Here is an 18,554-nt window from a genome sequence, read left to right on the forward strand (position 1 = left end):
CGGCCCTTTTTTTCTCATGCCTGTGAAAAATGACGCGGCTGTTTTTCCATTTCGCGTATCTTGCCGGAATGCAAACGGCAACCATTTACCAGCAAAGGATAGACGATCTTTCCCGGCAGCTTTCGCAGACGGACAGCCGCCTGAAACTGCTCAGCCTGGCCAGGCTTCTCTTTTTTCTTGGCATCCTGTTTTCCGGGATCCAGTACTTCCTGCAGGATTTCCAGGCGGCATGGCTGCTGGCCTGTTTTGTGCTGATAGCGGGTTTTGTACGGAGCCTGGTGCTGTATCAGCGCAGTAAAGACCAGCAAGCGCTGTTGCAGGCGCTGCTGATGCTCAACCAAAAAGAGTTGCGCGTAGTGACCGATCATGTGGCGGATTTTGAGAACGGCGAAGAGTTCATCAACGATCAGCACGATTATACCGGCGACCTGGATGTGTTTGGCCGCTCCTCTCTTTTTCAATACCTGAACAGGACCGGCACCCTTACCGGGAAACATTTCCTGGCGGGCTGGCTGCAGAAGCCATTGCAAAGCAGCGCAGAGATAAAGGCCATGCAGGAAGCCGTGCGCAAGCTGAGCGGGAGCCTTGAGTTCCGGCAGCTGTACACGGCCCATGCCCGGCTGGCGAAAGAAGGCGCGGATGATGTGAAAGAGATACGTTTGTGGAAAGAGGCGCCGCTGGAGTTCCTTCACCGGAATACCTTGCGCATAGCGGCGTACGTGATGCCGGCGCTGGTGATCCTTGCCATCGGGTTTTACATTTACAGCGGCAATTATGTCCCCATGCTGCTGGGTATGTTTGTGAACTGGATGATCCTGCTCGGCAATGTAAAAAAAGTGAATGCGCAGCACCAGCTGCTGTCTAATAAAGAACAATTGCTGAAGAAGTTCGCCGTGCTGTTGCGGATGATCAGGCAGGAGGATTGGAAAGGCGCGGCCTGGCTGGAAGCGCGGCAGCAAACCGCCGCCGAGGCGGATAAGTCGCTGCACAAACTGGCGGCCATCAGCAACATGCTGGACCAACGGCTGAACCTGCTGGTGGGGCTGGCGCTCAACTCCCTCATCCTGTACGAGATCCATTGCATATTCCGCCTGGAGCGCTGGAAATCGGAGCACAGGCTGGATGTGGAAGAATGGCTGGAAGTGATTGCGCAGGTGGAAACGGCGAACAGCCTGGCCACGTTTGCCTTCAATCATCCTAACTATACTTATCCCGAGATCAGCGAGCAGCCGGGTGTTTCCGGGAAAGCGGTAGGCCATCCGCTGATTCCTGAAGGGGAATGCGTGGTGAATGACTGCAGCATCGGGAACGGGGAGCAGTTTCACATCATTACCGGCTCCAATATGTCCGGCAAAAGCACTTTTCTGCGGAGCGTGGGGGTGAACTGGCTGCTGGCGATGGCGGGCGCGCCGGTGTGCGCGGCGTCCTTTACCTGCAACCCTTTGCGGATCATGACTTCTATGCGGATCAAGGATTCTATTGCGCGGCATACTTCCTATTTCCAGGCGGAGCTGCTGCGGCTGCAGCATATCATCCAGGTGCTGAAGAGCGGGCAGCAGGTGTTTATTATCCTGGACGAGATACTAAAAGGCACCAATTCGGAAGATAAGCTGGCGGGCTCCCGCGAGCTGATCCGTCATTTCCTGCAATACCGCTGCCTGGGCATGATCGCGACGCACGACCTTGAGCTGGGCGGGCTGGAGCAGGAATACCCGCAGCAGATCCGTAATTACTGCTTCGAAAGCAGCCTGGACAATGGCCAACTCCACTTCGACTACCGTATGCGCCCCGGCGTGGCCCGCAACAAAAACGCGACTTTCCTGATGAAGCAGATGGAGATCATTTAAAATTTGTCAGTACTAATTTATTTAGTATTTTTACTAAAATAATTAGTGCAAATGACGCTCCCTTTTAGCGACAACGCATCTGGAAACCCTTACTATAAAGGTCGCGGCGCACAGGTCAATCCGAAGAACAAGTACCTGGCCGAAGAGTATGCCAAGGAGCATCCCGAGGGCATCGACGAATGGTGGCAGGCTGATGTTCCCACGCAGATCTTCGAGGAGCATGCGAAGAATATTGTGAACAAGGTGGATAGCCCGGATGTCGGCATGTGGTACTCGATGAATCCTTACCAGGGATGCGAGCACGGCTGCATTTACTGTTATGCGCGCAACACTCACCAGTATTGGGGTTTCAGCGCCGGGCTTGATTTTGAACGGAAGATCATTGCGAAGAGCAATGCGCCGGAGCTGCTCAAAAAATTCCTCAACAACAAGAACTGGGTTCCCAAACCGATCTCCCTTTCCGGTAATACGGATTGTTACCAGCCGCTGGAAAGAAAGATGTGGCTAACGCGGCAGCTGCTGGAAGTGGCCTGGGAATACCGCCAGCCGGTGGGCATCATCACCAAGAATTCCCTTGTGCTGCGGGATAAGTACATCCTGCAAAAAATGGCGGAGCATAACCTGGTGTGCGTGTATGTATCGCTTACCACCCTGCAGGAAGACCTGCGGCAGAAGATGGAGCCACGTACGGCTACAGGGTTGCAGCGCCTGAAAGTGGTGCGGGAATTGTCGGAACTGGGTATTCCAGTAGGGGTGATGACGGCGCCCATCATACCCGGCCTGAACGATCATGAGATACCGCGGCTGCTGGAACAGGCTTCGGCGAACGGGGCAAAGTTCGCGGGGTATACCGTGGTGAGATTGAATGATGCGGTGAAGATCATTTTCAACGACTGGTTATATAAGAACTTCCCTGACAGGGCTGATAAGGTCTGGCATTTGGTGGAAAGCATGCATGGCGGCAAGGTGAACGACAGCGATTTCGGCAGGAGGATGCGCGGGGAAGGGAATATTGCGGAGCTGATCCGCCAGCAGTTCAGGTTGCAGACCAAGCGGTTAGGAATGAACCAGGAAAAATTCGAGTTTAATACCGGGTTGTTTCAAAGACCGAACAGCCAGCTGAGACTGTTTTAGGAAAAATAAAAAAGCATGATTTTTTAGGTGGACATGAGGGCATAACATATGGTATATATTTGTATCTTTATGTTCCTTATACCTATTGATCTATGCAATACAGTCGTAAGTGCCTGTGTCTCAATGTAATACTTTGTGGATTATCCCTGTCTGCCCTGGCTTCTGGGGCTACACTGCCTCCGGGAAAGGCTGAGGATAAGCGTGTTATTACGGGAAACCTGGTGAATGCCACCGCCTTCGAAGAAAACAAGAACATCGTTATCCGCGAGAGGAAAGAACGCTACGAGTTCGTTAAAGGCGATGAGAAACACCCGGTATGGGTGAAACAATCCTTCACTACTTTTTACCGCTGCGACGAATACCGCGGCTCCATTCCCATCGTGGAATTTTACGACGACTACAGCCGCGTGGATGAAGTGAAAGCCTATGTGAACGGCGATCGCATGAAAGTGAAGGTGGAACACGGCTATCACTCCATTGAAGGTTTCTTTTATTCCGACGCCCGTATCTGCGGCTTCATGCTCCCGCTGGAAAAAAAAGGGACCGAGAGCAAAGTGGAGCTGGAAAAGACCGTGCTGGACCCGCGTTATTTCACTACCGTGTTCTTCCAGGAAGAATTCTTCCAGGAACAAAAAGAAGTAACGCTCGTAGTGCCCCGCTGGATGAAGCTGGAGATCAAAGAAATGAACTTCGGCAACCAAGGCGTGAAGTCTGCCAAAACCTTTGACGAAAAGAGTAACGCTGACATATATACGTATACGGCCAAAGCTGTTAAACCTTCCAAACCCGAGCCCAACGCCCCTGGCCCCAGCTATATTTACCCGCATCTGCTCGTGGTAAGTCATGCCGCTGAAACGCCCGCCGGTAAAGTGACCTATTTCGGCAGCGTAAACGACCTGTACGCCTGGTACCGCAGCCTGGTGAAAGACATCGGCAACGATCCCGCCGCCATCAAAACCACCGCGCTCAGTATCACGAAAGACAAAACGGACGACCTCGAAAAAATAAAAGCCATCTACACCTGGGTGCAGGAAAACATCCGCTACATCGCGTTTGAAGACGGTATTGCAGGCTTCCGCCCCGCCAAAGCGCAGGACGTGCTGCAAAAAAAATACGGCGACTGCAAAGGCATGGCTAACCTCACCAGGGAAATGCTCACAGCCCTCGGTCTCGACGCACGCCTCTGCTGGATCGGCACAAGGCACATCGCATACGACTACTCCACGCCCACGCTTTCAGTAGACAACCACATGATCTGCGCCGTGAACCTCAAAGGCAAACAATACTTCCTGGACGCCACCGAAACCTATATCGGGTTCGATCAATACGCCGAGCGCATCCAGGGCCGGCAGGTGCTGATCGAGAACGGCGACCAGTACACCCTTTCCAAAATACCCGCCCGTACCTTCGAGCAGAACCGCCAGGTGGAAAAACGAACGCTACGTGTGGAAGGCAATAACCTTGTGGGAACCGTAGACCATCGTTATACCGGCGAATGCACCGAATACATGCTCACCCAGGCACACCAGATCAGGAAGGGTAAGCTTGAAGAGGCCCTCCAGGAATTCCTCACCAAAGAAAACCGCCTCTATGCCGTTTCAGCAGTTAAAACCTCCGACCTGCACGACTGGAGTAAAGACATGACCATCCAGTATGATCTTCAGCATAAGGACGCCGTGAACAACTTCGGCGACGAACTGTACATAGAGCTGGACTTCCGGAAGGAAATGGCAGACGGCGACATAGACACCACGCTGCGCGAGCATGACCTCTGGCTCAGCTTCAAACGGCAGCTGGTGCAGGAAACCACGCTGGCCATACCCGCCGGCTATAAAGTGAAATCGCTCCCGCCCGCCATCAGCATCGATCATCCGAAGTACGCTTTTAAAGCCGGTTACGAGCAGCAGGCGGACAAGGTGATCTACCGGAAGGAGCTTACCATCAAAAACACCCACCTGGAGAAAAAGGAATTTTCCGGCTGGAACAACGACATCAAAAAGCTGCGCCAGTCCTACCTCGAACAAGTAACCCTTACAAAAAAATAAAGCACCTATGAAAAAGTATATCGCCATACTGATCTGCCTGCTGTTGCTGATAACAGGCATGATGGCGCAGGAACGGAAAGTGGAAGCCTGGGATGCCAGGGCTGAAGTGAAATACAAAAAACGCCTTTCAGAAGTAAAGGAAGAGATATGGGGCTGGAAGCAGGCTGGTTTTAAGAACCGGACCGTGCCTGCCGAATACGCCAAAGAATCCGCGGTGGTGCTGGCCAAGCACATTGAGCTGACCACGCCGGACAAGGACCGCGAGCTGCACCGCACCATCCGCGTGCTGGTAGCCATCAACGACAAAGCGGCACTGGAAGAGTATTCCGAATTCTCCTTCAAACAATATGAATCCCTGAGCAGCTGGTACCCGCTGGAGCCTTTCGATAAAATGACCAAAGTGACCTACATGGGCGCGCGCATCTTTAAAAAAGCCGGCGGCACCCGCGAAATATATTCAGACGAGGCCGTGGTGACGGAAGTGAACCGCCGGAGCCATAAAACCCGCAAGCTGGCCATTCCTGACCTGCAGGTGGGCGACCTGATCGAGTATTTTGTGCGGGAAGAAAGGTTCATCAACCATGCCAATGCTTATACGGAGGAGCTGTTTGTGCTCGGGGACGAAGAGCCGGTGCTGGAATATTCCGTGCACGTATCCGCCTGGGAAGAAGTGTTCGCCCTCGAATACCGGACCATGAACGGCGCTCCCAACTTCAAGCAGAAGATCGCGGACCATATGATGCAGCTGGACATGCTTGTGAAAAACGTGCCGCCGCAGCCGGTAAAGCTCTGGATGAACCCTTTCAGGCAGATACCCATGGTGCGCCTGCACCTCCGCGTGGGGGCAAGAAGGGAAAAGCTGGGGCGCCGCAAGGAAGGCACCATTTACAGCAATCCCAATGCCCTCAAAACCCGCGACGAAGCTGTAGCCGAACTGGTATACATGCGCAATGAAACCTCCAAGTCTACGCTGCCCTTCCTGGATGTGGTGTGGGACAATGTGAAACGTTTCAAAAAAGAAAACAAAAACGCCAGCGACGAAGAGCTGACCCATTATATCTATTACCTGATCCGTTACATGGGGCTTTACCGCGTGAACCCGCAGGACGAGATCGTGGTGGACCAGCGGCGCAACTGGGCCGGCCTCAGCGAGCGCAATTTTCTGCGTTACGTAAATTATATGCTGGTGAAGAACGACATAGACGCGGATTTTGTGCTGGCCACTCCCCGCTATGGTCCGGGCCAGAACGAGGTGTTTGAAACAGACGACTTCCGGGTGATGCTGAAGACCGTGGGCAAAAAGCCGGTTTACATGAGCGCAGAGGGCATTTTTTCCAATACTGAATACATCCCCAGTGAATTTGAGGGCCAGAAGGCCCCTCTGGTGAGCGGCGGCCCGCGGGACGAAAGCATTAAAGGCAATGTAGAGATTCCCTACAGCGCTCCCGGGCAGAACCGCCAGGTGGAGAACATGCGGATCAGCTTCAGCGACAGCGACCTGCAACAACTGAAAATAGACCGCACATCCAGCGCCAGCGGGCATTTCAAGCTGCCCCTGCAACAAAAGCTGCTATTGTACGAAGACTATTATGACGCGGAGCGCCAGGCCCTGGGCATCAAACAATCCTTTATGGAAGAGTTTGCGGACAGCAAAAGGAACCGCTCCCTGGCAGACGAATACCGCAATGCCTTCGACAAAGCGAGGAAAGACGTACGCGAATCGTTCCTGGAAGAAGTGAAGGACCAGTTCGACAATGAGCCTGAGAAACTGGAGAAGTTCAAAGTATTAAAAATGGGCCTGCGGCATAACGAACCCGAGATATCCTACAATACCGCCTTTACCATGAACGGGTATATTAAAAAGGCCGGCAGCAATTATATTATAGATGCGGGCCGGCTGATCGGGCCGCAGATGAGCATCAAGCCCTCCCAGCGGGAGCGGAAGGCGGATATTTATATGCCTTTCGCCCGTTCCTTCGAGTACAACCTGGAGTTCCTGGTGCCCGCCGGATACACGCTGGAAGGGGCTGACAAGCTGGAGCGGAACATTGACAATGAATGCGGCAGCTTCATCGTGACGGCCAGGCAGGCCGAAGGCAAGCTGACCCTGACCGTGAAAAAGGTCTATAAAAATGCCTTCGCTCCGGCCGCAAAGTGGCCACAGTTGCTGGAAATGGTAGACGCGGCTGAAGCATTCCAGCAGCAGAAGATCCTGTTGAAGAAGGCCTGATCAAAAAAAATTGTGCAGGAAACAATTTTTTAATGAGAAAAATTATGCAAGAAAAAAAATTAAAATTACCTTTGTTGCGTAAACAAACAGTAGTATCAGTGTCACGCAATTGTACATATAAGATGAAGGTCTCAAAGCGCATGCAAAAGCAGGCGGTTGAGCTCATGCGGGCAGGTTATAACTGGTATTAACAAGACAAAAGTTATCCAAAGATATAACAGAAGGGTCCCGCAGACAAAGCGGGGCCCTTTTTTTATGGTGCTGATGAATAAAGAACTGATAATTAAAGTGTCTGTAGAGCGATGCATGGCAAAAGCGTCAGGGGAGTGCTATAAGGTACGGTCCCGGCGGAGAAGGTATGTTTTGATGTAAACGAAAAAACGTTTGAAATCAGGAATATAGCCCGGTCCGCTACGCAAAGCAGGCCGGGCTTTTTTAGTGCCGGATGTGGAAAAAGAATGAACCGGACATCTTTGTAAAAAATGGAATGAAAATAAACCGAACATCTATATAACCTGGTAATGGCTTTTATGTAAAAGTGATTGCCCCAAAAACACAGAGCGATGAGAAACGTAGTACAATTTGTAAGAGAGGCCCTGATAAACAATTTCCGGGAACTGGACCAATGGTTCAAAGAAGATAATGTACTGCTTCATTTTAAACCCGGGCGGGATGAATGGAGCATCCGTGAAGTACTGGAACATATCAGCCTTACCAATTATTTTTTGTTACTCACCATTAATAAAAGCACCCGCAGGGCGCTGGAACGTAAGCTGGACGGACTTATCATCATGCCGCCGCATGATTACGAGGAAAAATTCCGGCAGATAGAGATCGTGAGCAGCAAATCATTCGGATGGGTAAACCCCGCGCATCTGGAGCCCACAGGCAAAAGGAGCCCGGATGAAGTAAGGTCCGTCCTGAAGCAACAGTTCGCACAGAGCATGTACAACCTGAGCCTGCTGAAGAACGGCGAAGGCAGGCTGGTAAAAACCGAGATGACCGTCAATAACCTGGGGAAACTGGATATATACCAATATATCTTTTTCCTCACCCGGCACATAGAACGCCACCTCGCACAGATGAGGGAATTGAAGGACCAATTCGAGGAGCGCGCCGTGGCGATATAAATTTTTGATACGCAAGAGGTAAAGAGTCAACCCGGCTCTCCCGCCCTGCGGGAGAGCTTTTTTTATCTCTTATTTTAAAGAAGCAACCATGAAAAAGAGTTTGACATCCATATACCAACAGGACAGAAATCACCGCCTGGCGGTGTTATCCGCTCACTACAACATCAGGTATGATGGATTATTGGACAACGGCGCAGGAAAAGGACTACTGGCTATCCTTGCGCATACGGTCCCCGCGGGCAAAAAAACGCGCGCTGCGGGAAGACAGGGAGAAACTGCTGCCGGAGCCTGAACGGGAACCGCACAAAATTTCCGCACTCCAACATAACATGAATTATGTACCCCTGCACCCTCCAGTCATGCGTGGCTGGAAGCGGAACTTCCTGTTGCGGGCCGACGGGCCGCCAGCGCATTGTGCCGGAAATACATGAGGCGTGGGCAGGCAATCATTTCACGTACCACGATCCCGGAACACGCTGAGACGCCTGCGCGGGCGCGGGAGAAATTTTGTGCGCCCACCCGGCAGCAGCAAATGCAATTAAAGAACGAGGAGCGAAAGAACACCCTTGAATGGGGTTGTTCACCGCGCGCCTGAAAATTCCAAACGATGGAAAAACAATTACAAAAGATCGTAGCGCACGCTAACCTGTGCGACGATTATTATATAGACGCACAAGCCCTTTACCTGCAAACCTACCGGAAGATGCCGAGCGTAAGCTCTATCTACCAGCTGGATTTCAGGAAAGCTTTTCTTTGGATGAAAGAAAACCGCGCCGCATGGATCGAGGATATCTATACGTACCGGGACTACGACCGTTCCGATAAACAGTACGAATACGACCGCATCATCATCATCCTGAAAGACGCGCCGGTGATCCTCGTGTTCGCCGCGAATTTCGTGGAGATGCTGCACAGCGAAAACGACCTGGCGCTGGTGGAAGAACTGACAGAGAACATGAAGGCTTTCCGGCAAAGACAAAAACGGAAAGCGCATGAGATCAACCTAGTAGTGCAGGACCGTGGCAGCATGGCCCTGCGTAGTATGGAGATCAAACGCACCAAACTGGACCTGGACCTGTATTATGAATCCGATTTCGGGGACATTGACAGGCTCATCCTTAAACGCCTCAACACCAGTAAGGATAAGGGCCTGGTGTTGCTGCACGGAAAGCCCGGTACGGGCAAGACCACCTACCTGCGCCACCTCACGGGCAAGCTGAAAAAGCGCGTGCTTTTTCTTCCGCCTGTAGTGGCACAGGAGATAACCGGCCCTTCATTCATTGAATTGCTGATGAGTTACCCCAACAGCGTGCTCGTGATCGAAGACGCGGAGAATATCCTGGCAGACAGGGGGCAGACGGAAAATTCCTCCGTTTCCAACCTGCTCAACCTGTCCGACGGATTATTGGCAGACTGTTTGAACGTACAGGTTATCTGTACCTTTAACAGCGCCCTCTCCAAAATAGACGGCGCATTGCTGCGTAAAGGCAGGCTGATAGCCCAGTATGAGTTCAGGGAACTGTCTGTGCAAAAGGCACAGCGCCTGAGCGCTCACCTCGGCTTCGACACCGTCGTCAACCGGCCCATGAGCATTGCTGAGATCACCAATCAGCACGAAAGGACATTTGAAGTAACAAAAGTGCAGATCGGTTTCCGGGCTGCGCTGCAATCTTAACAGCATGGCAAAGCTAAAATTAAGGGGTAAAGACCTGCGGAACATCGGTTACCCGGAAGGGCCGGTGATCAGCGTGGCGATTACCGTCATGGAACAACATTATAAACATTATACACAGGAAGCCGCACTGGCGCTGCTCCGGCAGGTGCTGGAAGCGCCGGCTTCCTTCACGCAGGAAGAGCAGCTTTCGAAGATCGCGGATAAGCTGATCGTGGAAGAGCCCACTGAGATCGCCATCAATCCCGAAGCCATGCCTTATACGGTATATGGTAAACAGTTCATTGAAGATGGCGCTATCAGGCAAATGGACTACGCCATGAGGCTGCCCGTGACCGCCGCCGGCGCGCTGATGCCGGACGCGCACCAGGGCTACGGCCTGCCCATCGGCGGAGTGCTGGCGGTGAAGAACGCTGTGATCCCATATGGCGTGGGAGTAGACATTGGCTGCAGGATGTGCCTGAGCATCCTGGACATTCCGCCCCTGCAGCTGGAAAAGCAGGCTTCAGTATTCAAAAGGGAACTGAAGGCCGGTACCGTTTTTGGTGCCGGGGAAGAATGGAAGCCGCGGATCGACGATGAGGTGCTGGAACACCCGGCCTTTGGCGAGATCGGGCTGCTGAAGCACCTGCATGCCAAAGCCGCGGCGCAGCTGAGCACATCCGGTTCCGGCAACCACTTCGTGGAATGGGGCCTGGTGGAGATCACAGATGCGGCCAACGAATTTGGGCTGGAACCCGGCACCTACCTGGGTTTGCTGTCGCACTCCGGCTCGCGTGGGCTGGGCGCGCAGATCGCGGGGCATTATACCAAGCTGGCGCGTGAGATCTGCCAGCTGCCGCGGGAAGTACAGCACCTTGCCTGGCTGGGCCTGGATACCGAAGAAGGGCAGGAATACTGGACGGCGATGAACCTTGCGGGCGATTATGCATCCGCCTGCCATCACCAGATACACCGGAGGCTGATCAGGGCTGTGGGCGCCACGTTGCTGGCAAGAGTGGAGAACCATCACAATTTCGCCTGGAAGGAGATTCATAATGGTGAAGAGCTGATCGTGCACCGGAAAGGCGCTACACCCGCCGGGAAAGGAGTTTTAGGGGTTATCCCTGGCTCCATGACCGCACCCGGCTATATCGTGCGCGGCCGCGGCGAAAGCGCTTCCCTGGATTCCGCTTCGCATGGAGCGGGGCGGCAGATGAGCCGGAGCAAAGCTACCCAGAGCTTCACCCGCCATGAGCTGACGAAGATCCTGGCCGATCACAAAGTACACCTGATCGGCGGCGGGCTGGACGAAGCGCCCGGCGCGTATAAGAACATCGCGGATGTGATGGCTGCGCAAACGGCGCTCGTGGATGTGATCGGTACTTTTCACCCGAAGATCGTACGGATGGCAGACGGCGGCCCTGCGGAGGATTAAGCCTGATTTGGATTTTTATAGCAAGAAGCCGGCATGCAGATGCCGGCTTCTTTTGTGAAAGTATGTTTCAGCATCAAAAAAAAGGCCGCTCACCATGAGCGGCCTTTTCAAAATATTTTTATATCTACACCCGTATATAGATCTTCCGCCTGTCCATCCACCAGCCCAGCAGCCAGAGGATCAGCACATGGAAGATCCCGAACAGCAAAGAGCCGGGATAATCCCCGAAAGCAGGCTGGAACACATGACTGTACAACCAGCTGTACAAATTCTCATTCTCAGGGCCGATGCGGAAAAGGAAATACAGCTTCACGATCACGCCGCTCATGACGTAAATGAACAAGGGGTTCTTACCAAACACTTCAAAGAAATAAGTACCTGCACGCATGCCTTTCAGCTCGATCAGCCAGATGAAAATAGACAGGAGCAAGGTGGCGATGCCCACGGTGTACAGCACGTAAGAGCTGGTCCATATCTTTTTGTTGATCGGGAACACTTCGTTCCAGAGGAGCGCTGTCGCCACCATGGCCGTACCGGCCAGCACCAGCTTCAATAGCATGTTGCGGCTCTGGCGGTTCTGCTGCACAAAGCGGCCCACCAGGTAACCGAACACCACGTTGCCGACGGCGGGCAGGGTGCTGAGCAGGCCTTCGGGATCAAAGGCAATGCCTTCGCCGTGGTACATATGTTTTTCACCGAGGATGGCTTTGTCTACCTGCAATCCCACATGCCCTTCGAGGCTGTAGGGGTCGCTGCCGCCGAAGAACCACAGCACAGCCCAGTAGCCGAGCAGCAGGGCACAGGTGGCAATAAAGGCGCCCCTTGGTTTCAGGTAATGGATCAGCAGCGCGCCGATGCCGTAGCAGAGCGCTATGCGCTGCAGCACGCCTAATATGCGGAGGGTATCAAGACCTTTCATGACCATGTTGCCGTCGCCATCATATTTCACGAAGGGGAACAGGTTCAGCAGCAGGCCGATGATGAAAATGAGCGCCGTGCGTTTGAATATCTTTCCCAGCACCTGCGCATTGCTCATGGTGCTGAACTTCTTCATGGCAAAGCTCATGGCGTTGCCTACGGCAAACAGGAAAAATGGGAATACCAGATCGGTGGGCGTACAGCCATGCCATTTGGCATGCCGTAAAGGCTCGTATACGTAGCTCCAGCTACCTGGCGTATTTACCAGGATCATACAAGCCACTGTGAGCCCGCGAAACACATCGAGGGAGAGAAAACGTTGATTTTGGTTCATATAGTAAGGTCAAGGTTTATCATTAAATCTACTATAAAAATTCAATCGCGGGGAATTTTTACGGGATGATAAACCCAGGAACCCGCTATGGGCTCAGGCTGGAGCGGTAAATCAGCTGAATTTTTCCTCATACACTTTCCGGATGCCTTCTTCCAGCGGGATGCTGGCTTTCCAGCCCAGGGCGGTCAGTTTGCCCACGTCCATCAGTTTGCGGGGCGTACCATCCGGCTTGGAAGCATCAAAAGAAAGCTTGCCTTCGTAGCCGGTGATCTTTTGAATGAGGCGGGCGAGGTCTGCAATGCTGATGTCTTCTCCCACGCCGATATTGATCGGGCCGGGTTCGTTGTAGCGTTGCATGAGGAAATAGCAGGCATCCGCCATATCGTCCGCATGCAGGAACTCGCGGAGGGGTGTGCCGGAGCCCCAGATGGTCACTTCAGGGGCCTTGTTTATTTTCGCCTCATGGAACTTCCGCAGCAGGGCGGGCAGCACATGAGAGGTTTGCAGGTCGTAGTTGTCGTTGGGGCCGTAGAGGTTGGTGGGCATTACGGAAATGAAGTCTGCACCGTACTGGCTGCGGTATGCATCGCACAGCTTGATGCCGGCTATCTTGGCGATCGCGTAAGGTTCGTTGGTGGGTTCCAGCAGGCCGGTGAGCAGGTATTCTTCTTTCAGCGGCTGCGGCGCCAGCTTGGGATAGATGCAGGAAGAACCGAGGAACATCAGTTTTTTAACGCCGTTCACATACGCGTGGTGGATCACGTTGTTCTGGATCATCATGTTATCGTAGATGAACTCGGCGCGGTAGGTGTTGTTCGCCACAATGCCGCCCACTTTTGCCGCGGCGAGAAATACATGGTCGGGCTTTTCTTCTTTGAAAAAAGCTTCCACGGCGGCCTGGTTGCGGAGATCCAGCTCCGAAGAGGTGCGGGTGATGAAGTTGTTGAACCCTTCTTTCTCCAGCCTTCTTTTAATAGCCGAGCCTACCATGCCGCGATGCCCTGCGATATATATCCTGTCCTGTACCTGCATATGTCAATTATTCAAACTGGTTTAACACTTTGTACCCCGCGTCTTTCAGCAGCTTTTCGCGGCGGAACAGCTCCACATCGGCCGCTACCATTTCTTTTACGAGCGATGCCAGATCGTACTCGGGCTTCCATTGCAGCTGCGTTTGCGCTTTAGTGGGGTCGCCAATGAGCAGGTCTACTTCCGTCGGCCTGAAATACCGCGGATCGACCGCAACTACTTCCTGGCCGGGCTTCAACGGGAAATCCGGGTTGTTGCTGGTTTTGACGATGCCTTTTTCATCTGCGCCGCTGCCGGTAAAGCTAAGCTCCACGCCTACTTCGGCAAAGCTGAGACGGATAAAATCGCGTACTGTATTGGTGATGCCGGTGGCAATCACATAGTCTTCGGGCTTGTTCTGCTGAAGGATAAGCCACATGGCCTTTACATAATCTTTTGCATGGCCCCAGTCACGTTTGGCGTCCAGGTTGCCCATGAAAAGCTTATCCTGCATACCGAGCGCTATTTTGGCCACGCCGCGGGTGATCTTGCGGGTAACGAAGGTTTCGCCGCGCAGCGGGCTTTCGTGGTTGAAGAGGATGCCGTTGCAGGCGAACATATCATATGCTTCCCGGTAGTTCACGGTGATCCAGTAAGCGTACATCTTGGCCACGGCATAGGGAGAACGCGGGTAGAAGGGCGTTTTTTCGGACTGCGGCACTTCCTGCACCAGGCCGTACAGCTCCGAGGTGGAAGCCTGGTAGATCCTCGTTTTCTGCGCAAGCCCCAGCAGGCGCACGGCTTCCAGGATGCGGAGGGTGCCCACGCCATCCACGTCTGCCGTGTATTCCGGCGTTTCGAAGCTCACCTGCACATGGCTCATGGCGCCGAGGTTGTATATTTCATCGGGCTGCACTTCCTGGATAATGCGGATGATATTGGTGGAATCCGACAGGTCGCCGTAGTGCAGCTTGAGGTGCACGTTCTGCTCATGCGGATCCTGGTAGAGGTGGTCTATCCTGTCTGTATTAAAAAGCGAGGTGCGGCGCTTGATGCCGTGCACTTCGTAATTTTTCTTCAGCAATAATTCGGTTAAATACGCACCGTCCTGCCCGGTGATACCTGTGATTAATGCTTTTTTCATTGAATGGGATATTTATTATTCCGGCAAAAGTAATATTTAAAAATCAAGCGGAAAGCTCGCCCTGCCCGGCTTGCTCAAACAAGGCTGATGAAGGGCTGAAACCGGGAATAAACCAGTTATGACAAGGTAAGCAATAGTAGAAAATAATATAGATATTTTAAATACATTTGTTTGATTAACAATCTGGCCCCATATGCGAAAATTAGTACAACCTCTTTTCAGACTATTTGAGATTTTATTGGCTCCCATTACGTACCTCACAGCCGTGTGGTTCAAATTCATTTGCAGGATAGGGCTTGGACATGCGCCCGTCAGCGAAAAGATCTTCATGAGCGTCGGGGTGCTTCCGGTAAGGGATCACTATTATGAGCCGTTGATCAACCCGCGTAAGCACCTTCGTTTTTCACTAAGGGAAGACAGGATGCTGCCTGGCATTGATTTTAATGTAGCCGGACAGCTTCAGTTATTAAAGGAGTTCCGGTATAACGAGGAATTGAATCAGTTCCCGCAGGAGAGAAGGAGCGAACTGGAGTATTATTATGATAATCATACATTTGGCAGCGGGGATTCTGAAATTCTTTATAATATCATCCGGCATTTCAGGCCGGCCCGGCTTATTGAGATCGGCAGCGGCAACTCTACCCTCATGGCATATGCCGCTATTCAAAAGAATAAGGCGGAAAACGCCGGCTATGCATGTGAGCATATCTGCATCGAACCTTACGAGCAGCCGTGGCTTGAAAAGCTCAGCTCAAAGATCATCAGGAAAAAAGTGGAGGATATCGATCCTGTTTTTTTCAATCAATTGCAGGCGGGCGATATCCTGTTCATCGATTCGTCGCATATCATCCGTCCGCAGGGAGATGTATTGTTCGAGTACCTTACGCTGTTGCCGCTGTTAAATAGCGGTGTGATCGTCCATATCCATGATATTTTCAGTCCCAGGGATTACCTTGACAAATGGGTGTATGAAAACCATTTTATGTGGAATGAACAATACATCCTTGAAGCCTTCCTTTCCATGAATGACAAATTCGAGGTGATAGGGGCGCTGAATTACCTGCGGCACAATTACAGGAATGAAATGGCCGCCGCCTGCCCCGTTTTCGCAAAGCAGGCAGGCAGAGAGCCGGGTTCTTTCTGGATCAGGAGAAGATAAACTCCTTGGGGGGTCAGGCGGAAAGCTCGCTGAGCTCCAGCCAGCGCATACCTTTCTCATCCAGCAGCGCCATGACCTCGCCGATGCGGTTGGAAGCTTTTTGCAGCTGGTCGTAAGGGAGAACGCCCGCAGCCAGCTGTTCGTTGAGCTGCTTTTTTTCAGCTTCCAGGGCCTCTATTTCCTTCTCCAGCAGTTCCAGCTCCCGTTTCTCCTTGAAAGACATTTTGCGGCCTTTTGCGGCTGCGGGAGCGTCCGTTTCCGATGGTTTAGGTGCGGCGGCAGGCTCGGGAAGCGTTTTCAGCTTTTCCTGGTCTTTTTCCCATTCGCGGTACTGGGTATAGTTGCCCGGGAAGTCGCGCACTTCGCCGTCTCCTTCGAACACGAACAGGTGGTCTACCAGCTTATCCATAAAATACCGGTCGTGGCTTACGATCACGATGCAGCCCTGGTAGCTTTGCAGGAAATCCTCCAGGATGCTGAGGGTGGGCAGGTCCAGGTCGTTGGTCGGTTCATCCAGTATGAGGAAGTTCGGGTTGCGGAAGAGGATGGACAGCAGGTGAAGCCTGCGTTTTTCCCCGCCGCTGAGCTTGGAGATGTAAGTGTATTGTTTTTCGGGGCTGAAAAGGAAGAGTTGCAGGAACTGGGCGGCGCTCACCTTGGTGCCGTCTGCCAGGGGGAAGTTCTCCGCGATGTTCTTCACGAATTCGATCACCCGCATGTCTTCTTTTACGATCAGGCCCTGTTGTGAATAGTTGCCGAACACGACGGTGTCACCAACGTTGATCTTCCCGGAATCGGCCGCTTCGGTGCCCATGAGCATGTTCAGGAAGGTGGATTTACCCACGCCGTTCTTACCCACCACGCCTATGCGCTCGCCTTTTTTGAAGGTATAATCGAAGCCTTTTAATATCTGGAGGTTACCATAGGCTTTGTAAACTTTCTTCAATTCCAGGATCTTGCCGCCCAGCCGGGTCATTTTCACGTTCAGCTCCAGCTGCTGCTGCTCGATGCGTTTGGCGGCGCGCTCTTTAACTTCATAAAAAGCGTCCTGCCGGGATTTGGACTTGGTGGTGCGGGCCTTGGGCTGCTTGCGCATCCATTCCAGCTCTTTACGGTAAACGTTGCGGGCCTTTTCCGTGCTGGACCGGTCTGATTCCTCCCGGGCGGCCTTTTTTTCGAGGTAGTTCTCGTAATCGCCTTTGTAGATGTAGAGCTGGGAGTTGTCCAGCTCCATGATCTCGTTGCACACGCTGTCCAGGAAATAACGGTCGTGGGTAACGAGCAGCAGCGTTACATTCTCCTGGTCCAGGTAGTTTTCCAGCCATTCGATCATGCTAACGTCCAGGTGATTGGTTGGTTCGTCCATGATCAGGAGCGTATGTGTATGCTCAAAACCAATGTCTATCAATACTTTAGCCAACGCAACGCGTTTCTGCTGGCCGCCGGAAAGCGTGCCGACGGGCTGCTCCAGGTGGTGGATATTGAGCTTGCCGAGGATCTGTTTCACCTTGCTGTCGAAGTGCCAGGCGTTCAGCTCGTCCATTTTGGTGATGGCGGCATTGAGGGCGGCGGCGTCCGGCTCGGCATCATTGTCTGTCAGGTGCTCATATTCCTTGATGGCATTGAGGATGGGATGGTCGTGGTCGAAGATGTTTTCGAGAACGGACTGGTGTGCCTTGAAGTTGGAGGATTGCTCCAGCATAACAACCGTAACGTCTTTATGGACCCAGACCTTGCCCTCGTCCGCGGTTTCTTTGCCGCAGAGTATCTTCAGGAGGGTGGATTTACCGGTGCCGTTGAGGGCCACCAGGGCGATCTTGTCGCCTTCTTCTATATGAAAGGAGATATTTTCAAAAAGGGGGGTAATGCCGTACGATTTGGCAAGCCCTTCCACTGTAACATAATGCATGGTGCGAAGGTAACCTGTTTTGTTAAAATTGGTTTTTTTCAGTATTTATTTCGTATATTCATAAAGGAAAATGTTACACCAGTAAAAACTATGAATACCCGGGGAATTGAGAACCTGTCCAATAATCATTTGAATTTATTGAAAAAGAAACTGACGTAATTGAGATAATTGCGTGTGTGCTTTCCTGTGCGGAGAACGGTGCTGAGAGCGGGGAGGTATTTCATCCCATGATTTGCCCCATTTGCACGGCCTTTATCCATCAGTTAAGTATCTTTTGTTTGGTTCCCCCTGGTTTAAAAGATAAAAACGCCTCCCGGAGATTCCGGGGGGCGTTTGGTTTTTATAGTTATTGCCTTATTCAGATCAGTTCCCGGAAATAAAAAAATCCCGCTCAGCTGAGCGGGACGTGGAAAGTAAGTTTTACCCCAATCTAGTTTGATTTACCAAATTTTTTCATCACCCATGCTAATGACGTACAAGTTAGGATAAGAATTACCATGCAGAGGGCGTTGAGCAGAATACCAATCATGGCGAAAGACTTTAAAGCGTCTTGATGCTAAATAAGGCAAACTTTTTTGATTGTGCTATCTTCCTTTTGTGTGATTTT

The 18,554-nt window shown here is 52.2% G+C and carries 12 protein-coding genes; 8 read left to right on the top strand and 4 right to left on the bottom strand.

What is annotated here, in order from left to right:
* Window positions 1-68: 68 nt before the first annotated feature.
* The 7 genes from ACTJIK_RS04390 to ACTJIK_RS04420 all read left to right on the top strand — a co-directional run bounded on the left by ACTJIK_RS04390 (window position 69) and on the right by ACTJIK_RS04420 (window position 11,475).
* Complete coding sequence (locus tag ACTJIK_RS04390) at window positions 69-1,847, top strand: MutS-related protein (RefSeq protein WP_440645134.1); 1,779 nt, start codon at window positions 69-71, stop codon at window positions 1,845-1,847.
* A gap of 51 nt (window positions 1,848-1,898) precedes the next feature.
* A complete protein-coding gene (locus ACTJIK_RS04395; RefSeq protein WP_440645135.1) occupies window positions 1,899-2,981 on the top strand; it encodes a PA0069 family radical SAM protein in 1,083 nt (360 codons plus the stop codon).
* A gap of 221 nt (window positions 2,982-3,202) precedes the next feature.
* Entirely contained in the window at window positions 3,203-5,026 is a 1,824-nt protein-coding gene (locus ACTJIK_RS04400) for a transglutaminase-like domain-containing protein (protein ID WP_440645136.1), read from the top strand.
* A 7-nt stretch (window positions 5,027-5,033) separates the two neighbouring features.
* Entirely contained in the window at window positions 5,034-7,256 is a 2,223-nt protein-coding gene (locus ACTJIK_RS04405; protein WP_440645137.1) for a hypothetical protein, read from the top strand.
* A 563-nt stretch (window positions 7,257-7,819) separates the two neighbouring features.
* Window positions 7,820-8,386: a DinB family protein gene (locus ACTJIK_RS04410; RefSeq protein WP_440645138.1), complete on the top strand. Its 567-nt coding sequence runs from the start codon at window positions 7,820-7,822 to the stop codon at window positions 8,384-8,386.
* Between the two features lie 607 nt (window positions 8,387-8,993).
* Window positions 8,994-10,061: an AAA family ATPase gene (locus ACTJIK_RS04415; protein ID WP_440645139.1), complete on the top strand. Its 1,068-nt coding sequence runs from the start codon at window positions 8,994-8,996 to the stop codon at window positions 10,059-10,061.
* Window positions 10,062-10,065: 4 nt separating this feature from the next.
* The gene (locus ACTJIK_RS04420; protein WP_440645140.1) at window positions 10,066-11,475 is read left to right on the top strand and encodes an RtcB family protein; all 1,410 of its coding nucleotides are present in this window, start codon (window positions 10,066-10,068) and stop codon (window positions 11,473-11,475) included.
* A gap of 124 nt (window positions 11,476-11,599) precedes the next feature.
* On the opposite strand, the gene ACTJIK_RS04425 is transcribed toward ACTJIK_RS04420, so the two are convergent.
* The 3 genes from ACTJIK_RS04425 to gmd form a co-directional block, all read right to left on the bottom strand.
* Window positions 11,600-12,727, bottom strand: a complete 1,128-nt coding sequence (locus tag ACTJIK_RS04425) for an acyltransferase family protein (RefSeq protein ID WP_440645141.1) — start codon at window positions 12,725-12,727, stop codon at window positions 11,600-11,602.
* A gap of 111 nt (window positions 12,728-12,838) precedes the next feature.
* Window positions 12,839-13,759: a GDP-L-fucose synthase gene (gene fcl / locus ACTJIK_RS04430; RefSeq protein WP_440645142.1), complete on the bottom strand. Its 921-nt coding sequence runs from the start codon at window positions 13,757-13,759 to the stop codon at window positions 12,839-12,841.
* Window positions 13,760-13,766: 7 nt separating this feature from the next.
* Window positions 13,767-14,879, bottom strand: coding sequence for a GDP-mannose 4,6-dehydratase (gene gmd, locus ACTJIK_RS04435; protein WP_440645143.1), 1,113 nt, complete (start codon window positions 14,877-14,879; stop codon window positions 13,767-13,769).
* 193 nt (window positions 14,880-15,072) lie between these two features.
* Here gmd and ACTJIK_RS04440 point away from each other — a divergent pair, with 193 nt between their 5' ends.
* Entirely contained in the window at window positions 15,073-16,038 is a 966-nt protein-coding gene (locus ACTJIK_RS04440) for a class I SAM-dependent methyltransferase (protein WP_440645144.1), read from the top strand.
* Between the two features lie 13 nt (window positions 16,039-16,051).
* Here the strand turns inward: ACTJIK_RS04440 and ACTJIK_RS04445 are convergent, their stop codons facing one another.
* Window positions 16,052-17,947 carry an ABC-F family ATP-binding cassette domain-containing protein gene (locus tag ACTJIK_RS04445; RefSeq protein ID WP_440645145.1) on the bottom strand — a complete coding sequence of 632 codons (1,896 nt, stop codon included), beginning with the start codon at window positions 17,945-17,947 and terminating at the stop codon, window positions 16,052-16,054.
* Window positions 17,948-18,554 lie beyond the last annotated feature (607 nt).

It is taken from the genome of Chitinophaga sp. 22620, assembly GCF_052044405.1.
GTDB lineage: Bacteria > Bacteroidota > Bacteroidia > Chitinophagales > Chitinophagaceae > Chitinophaga.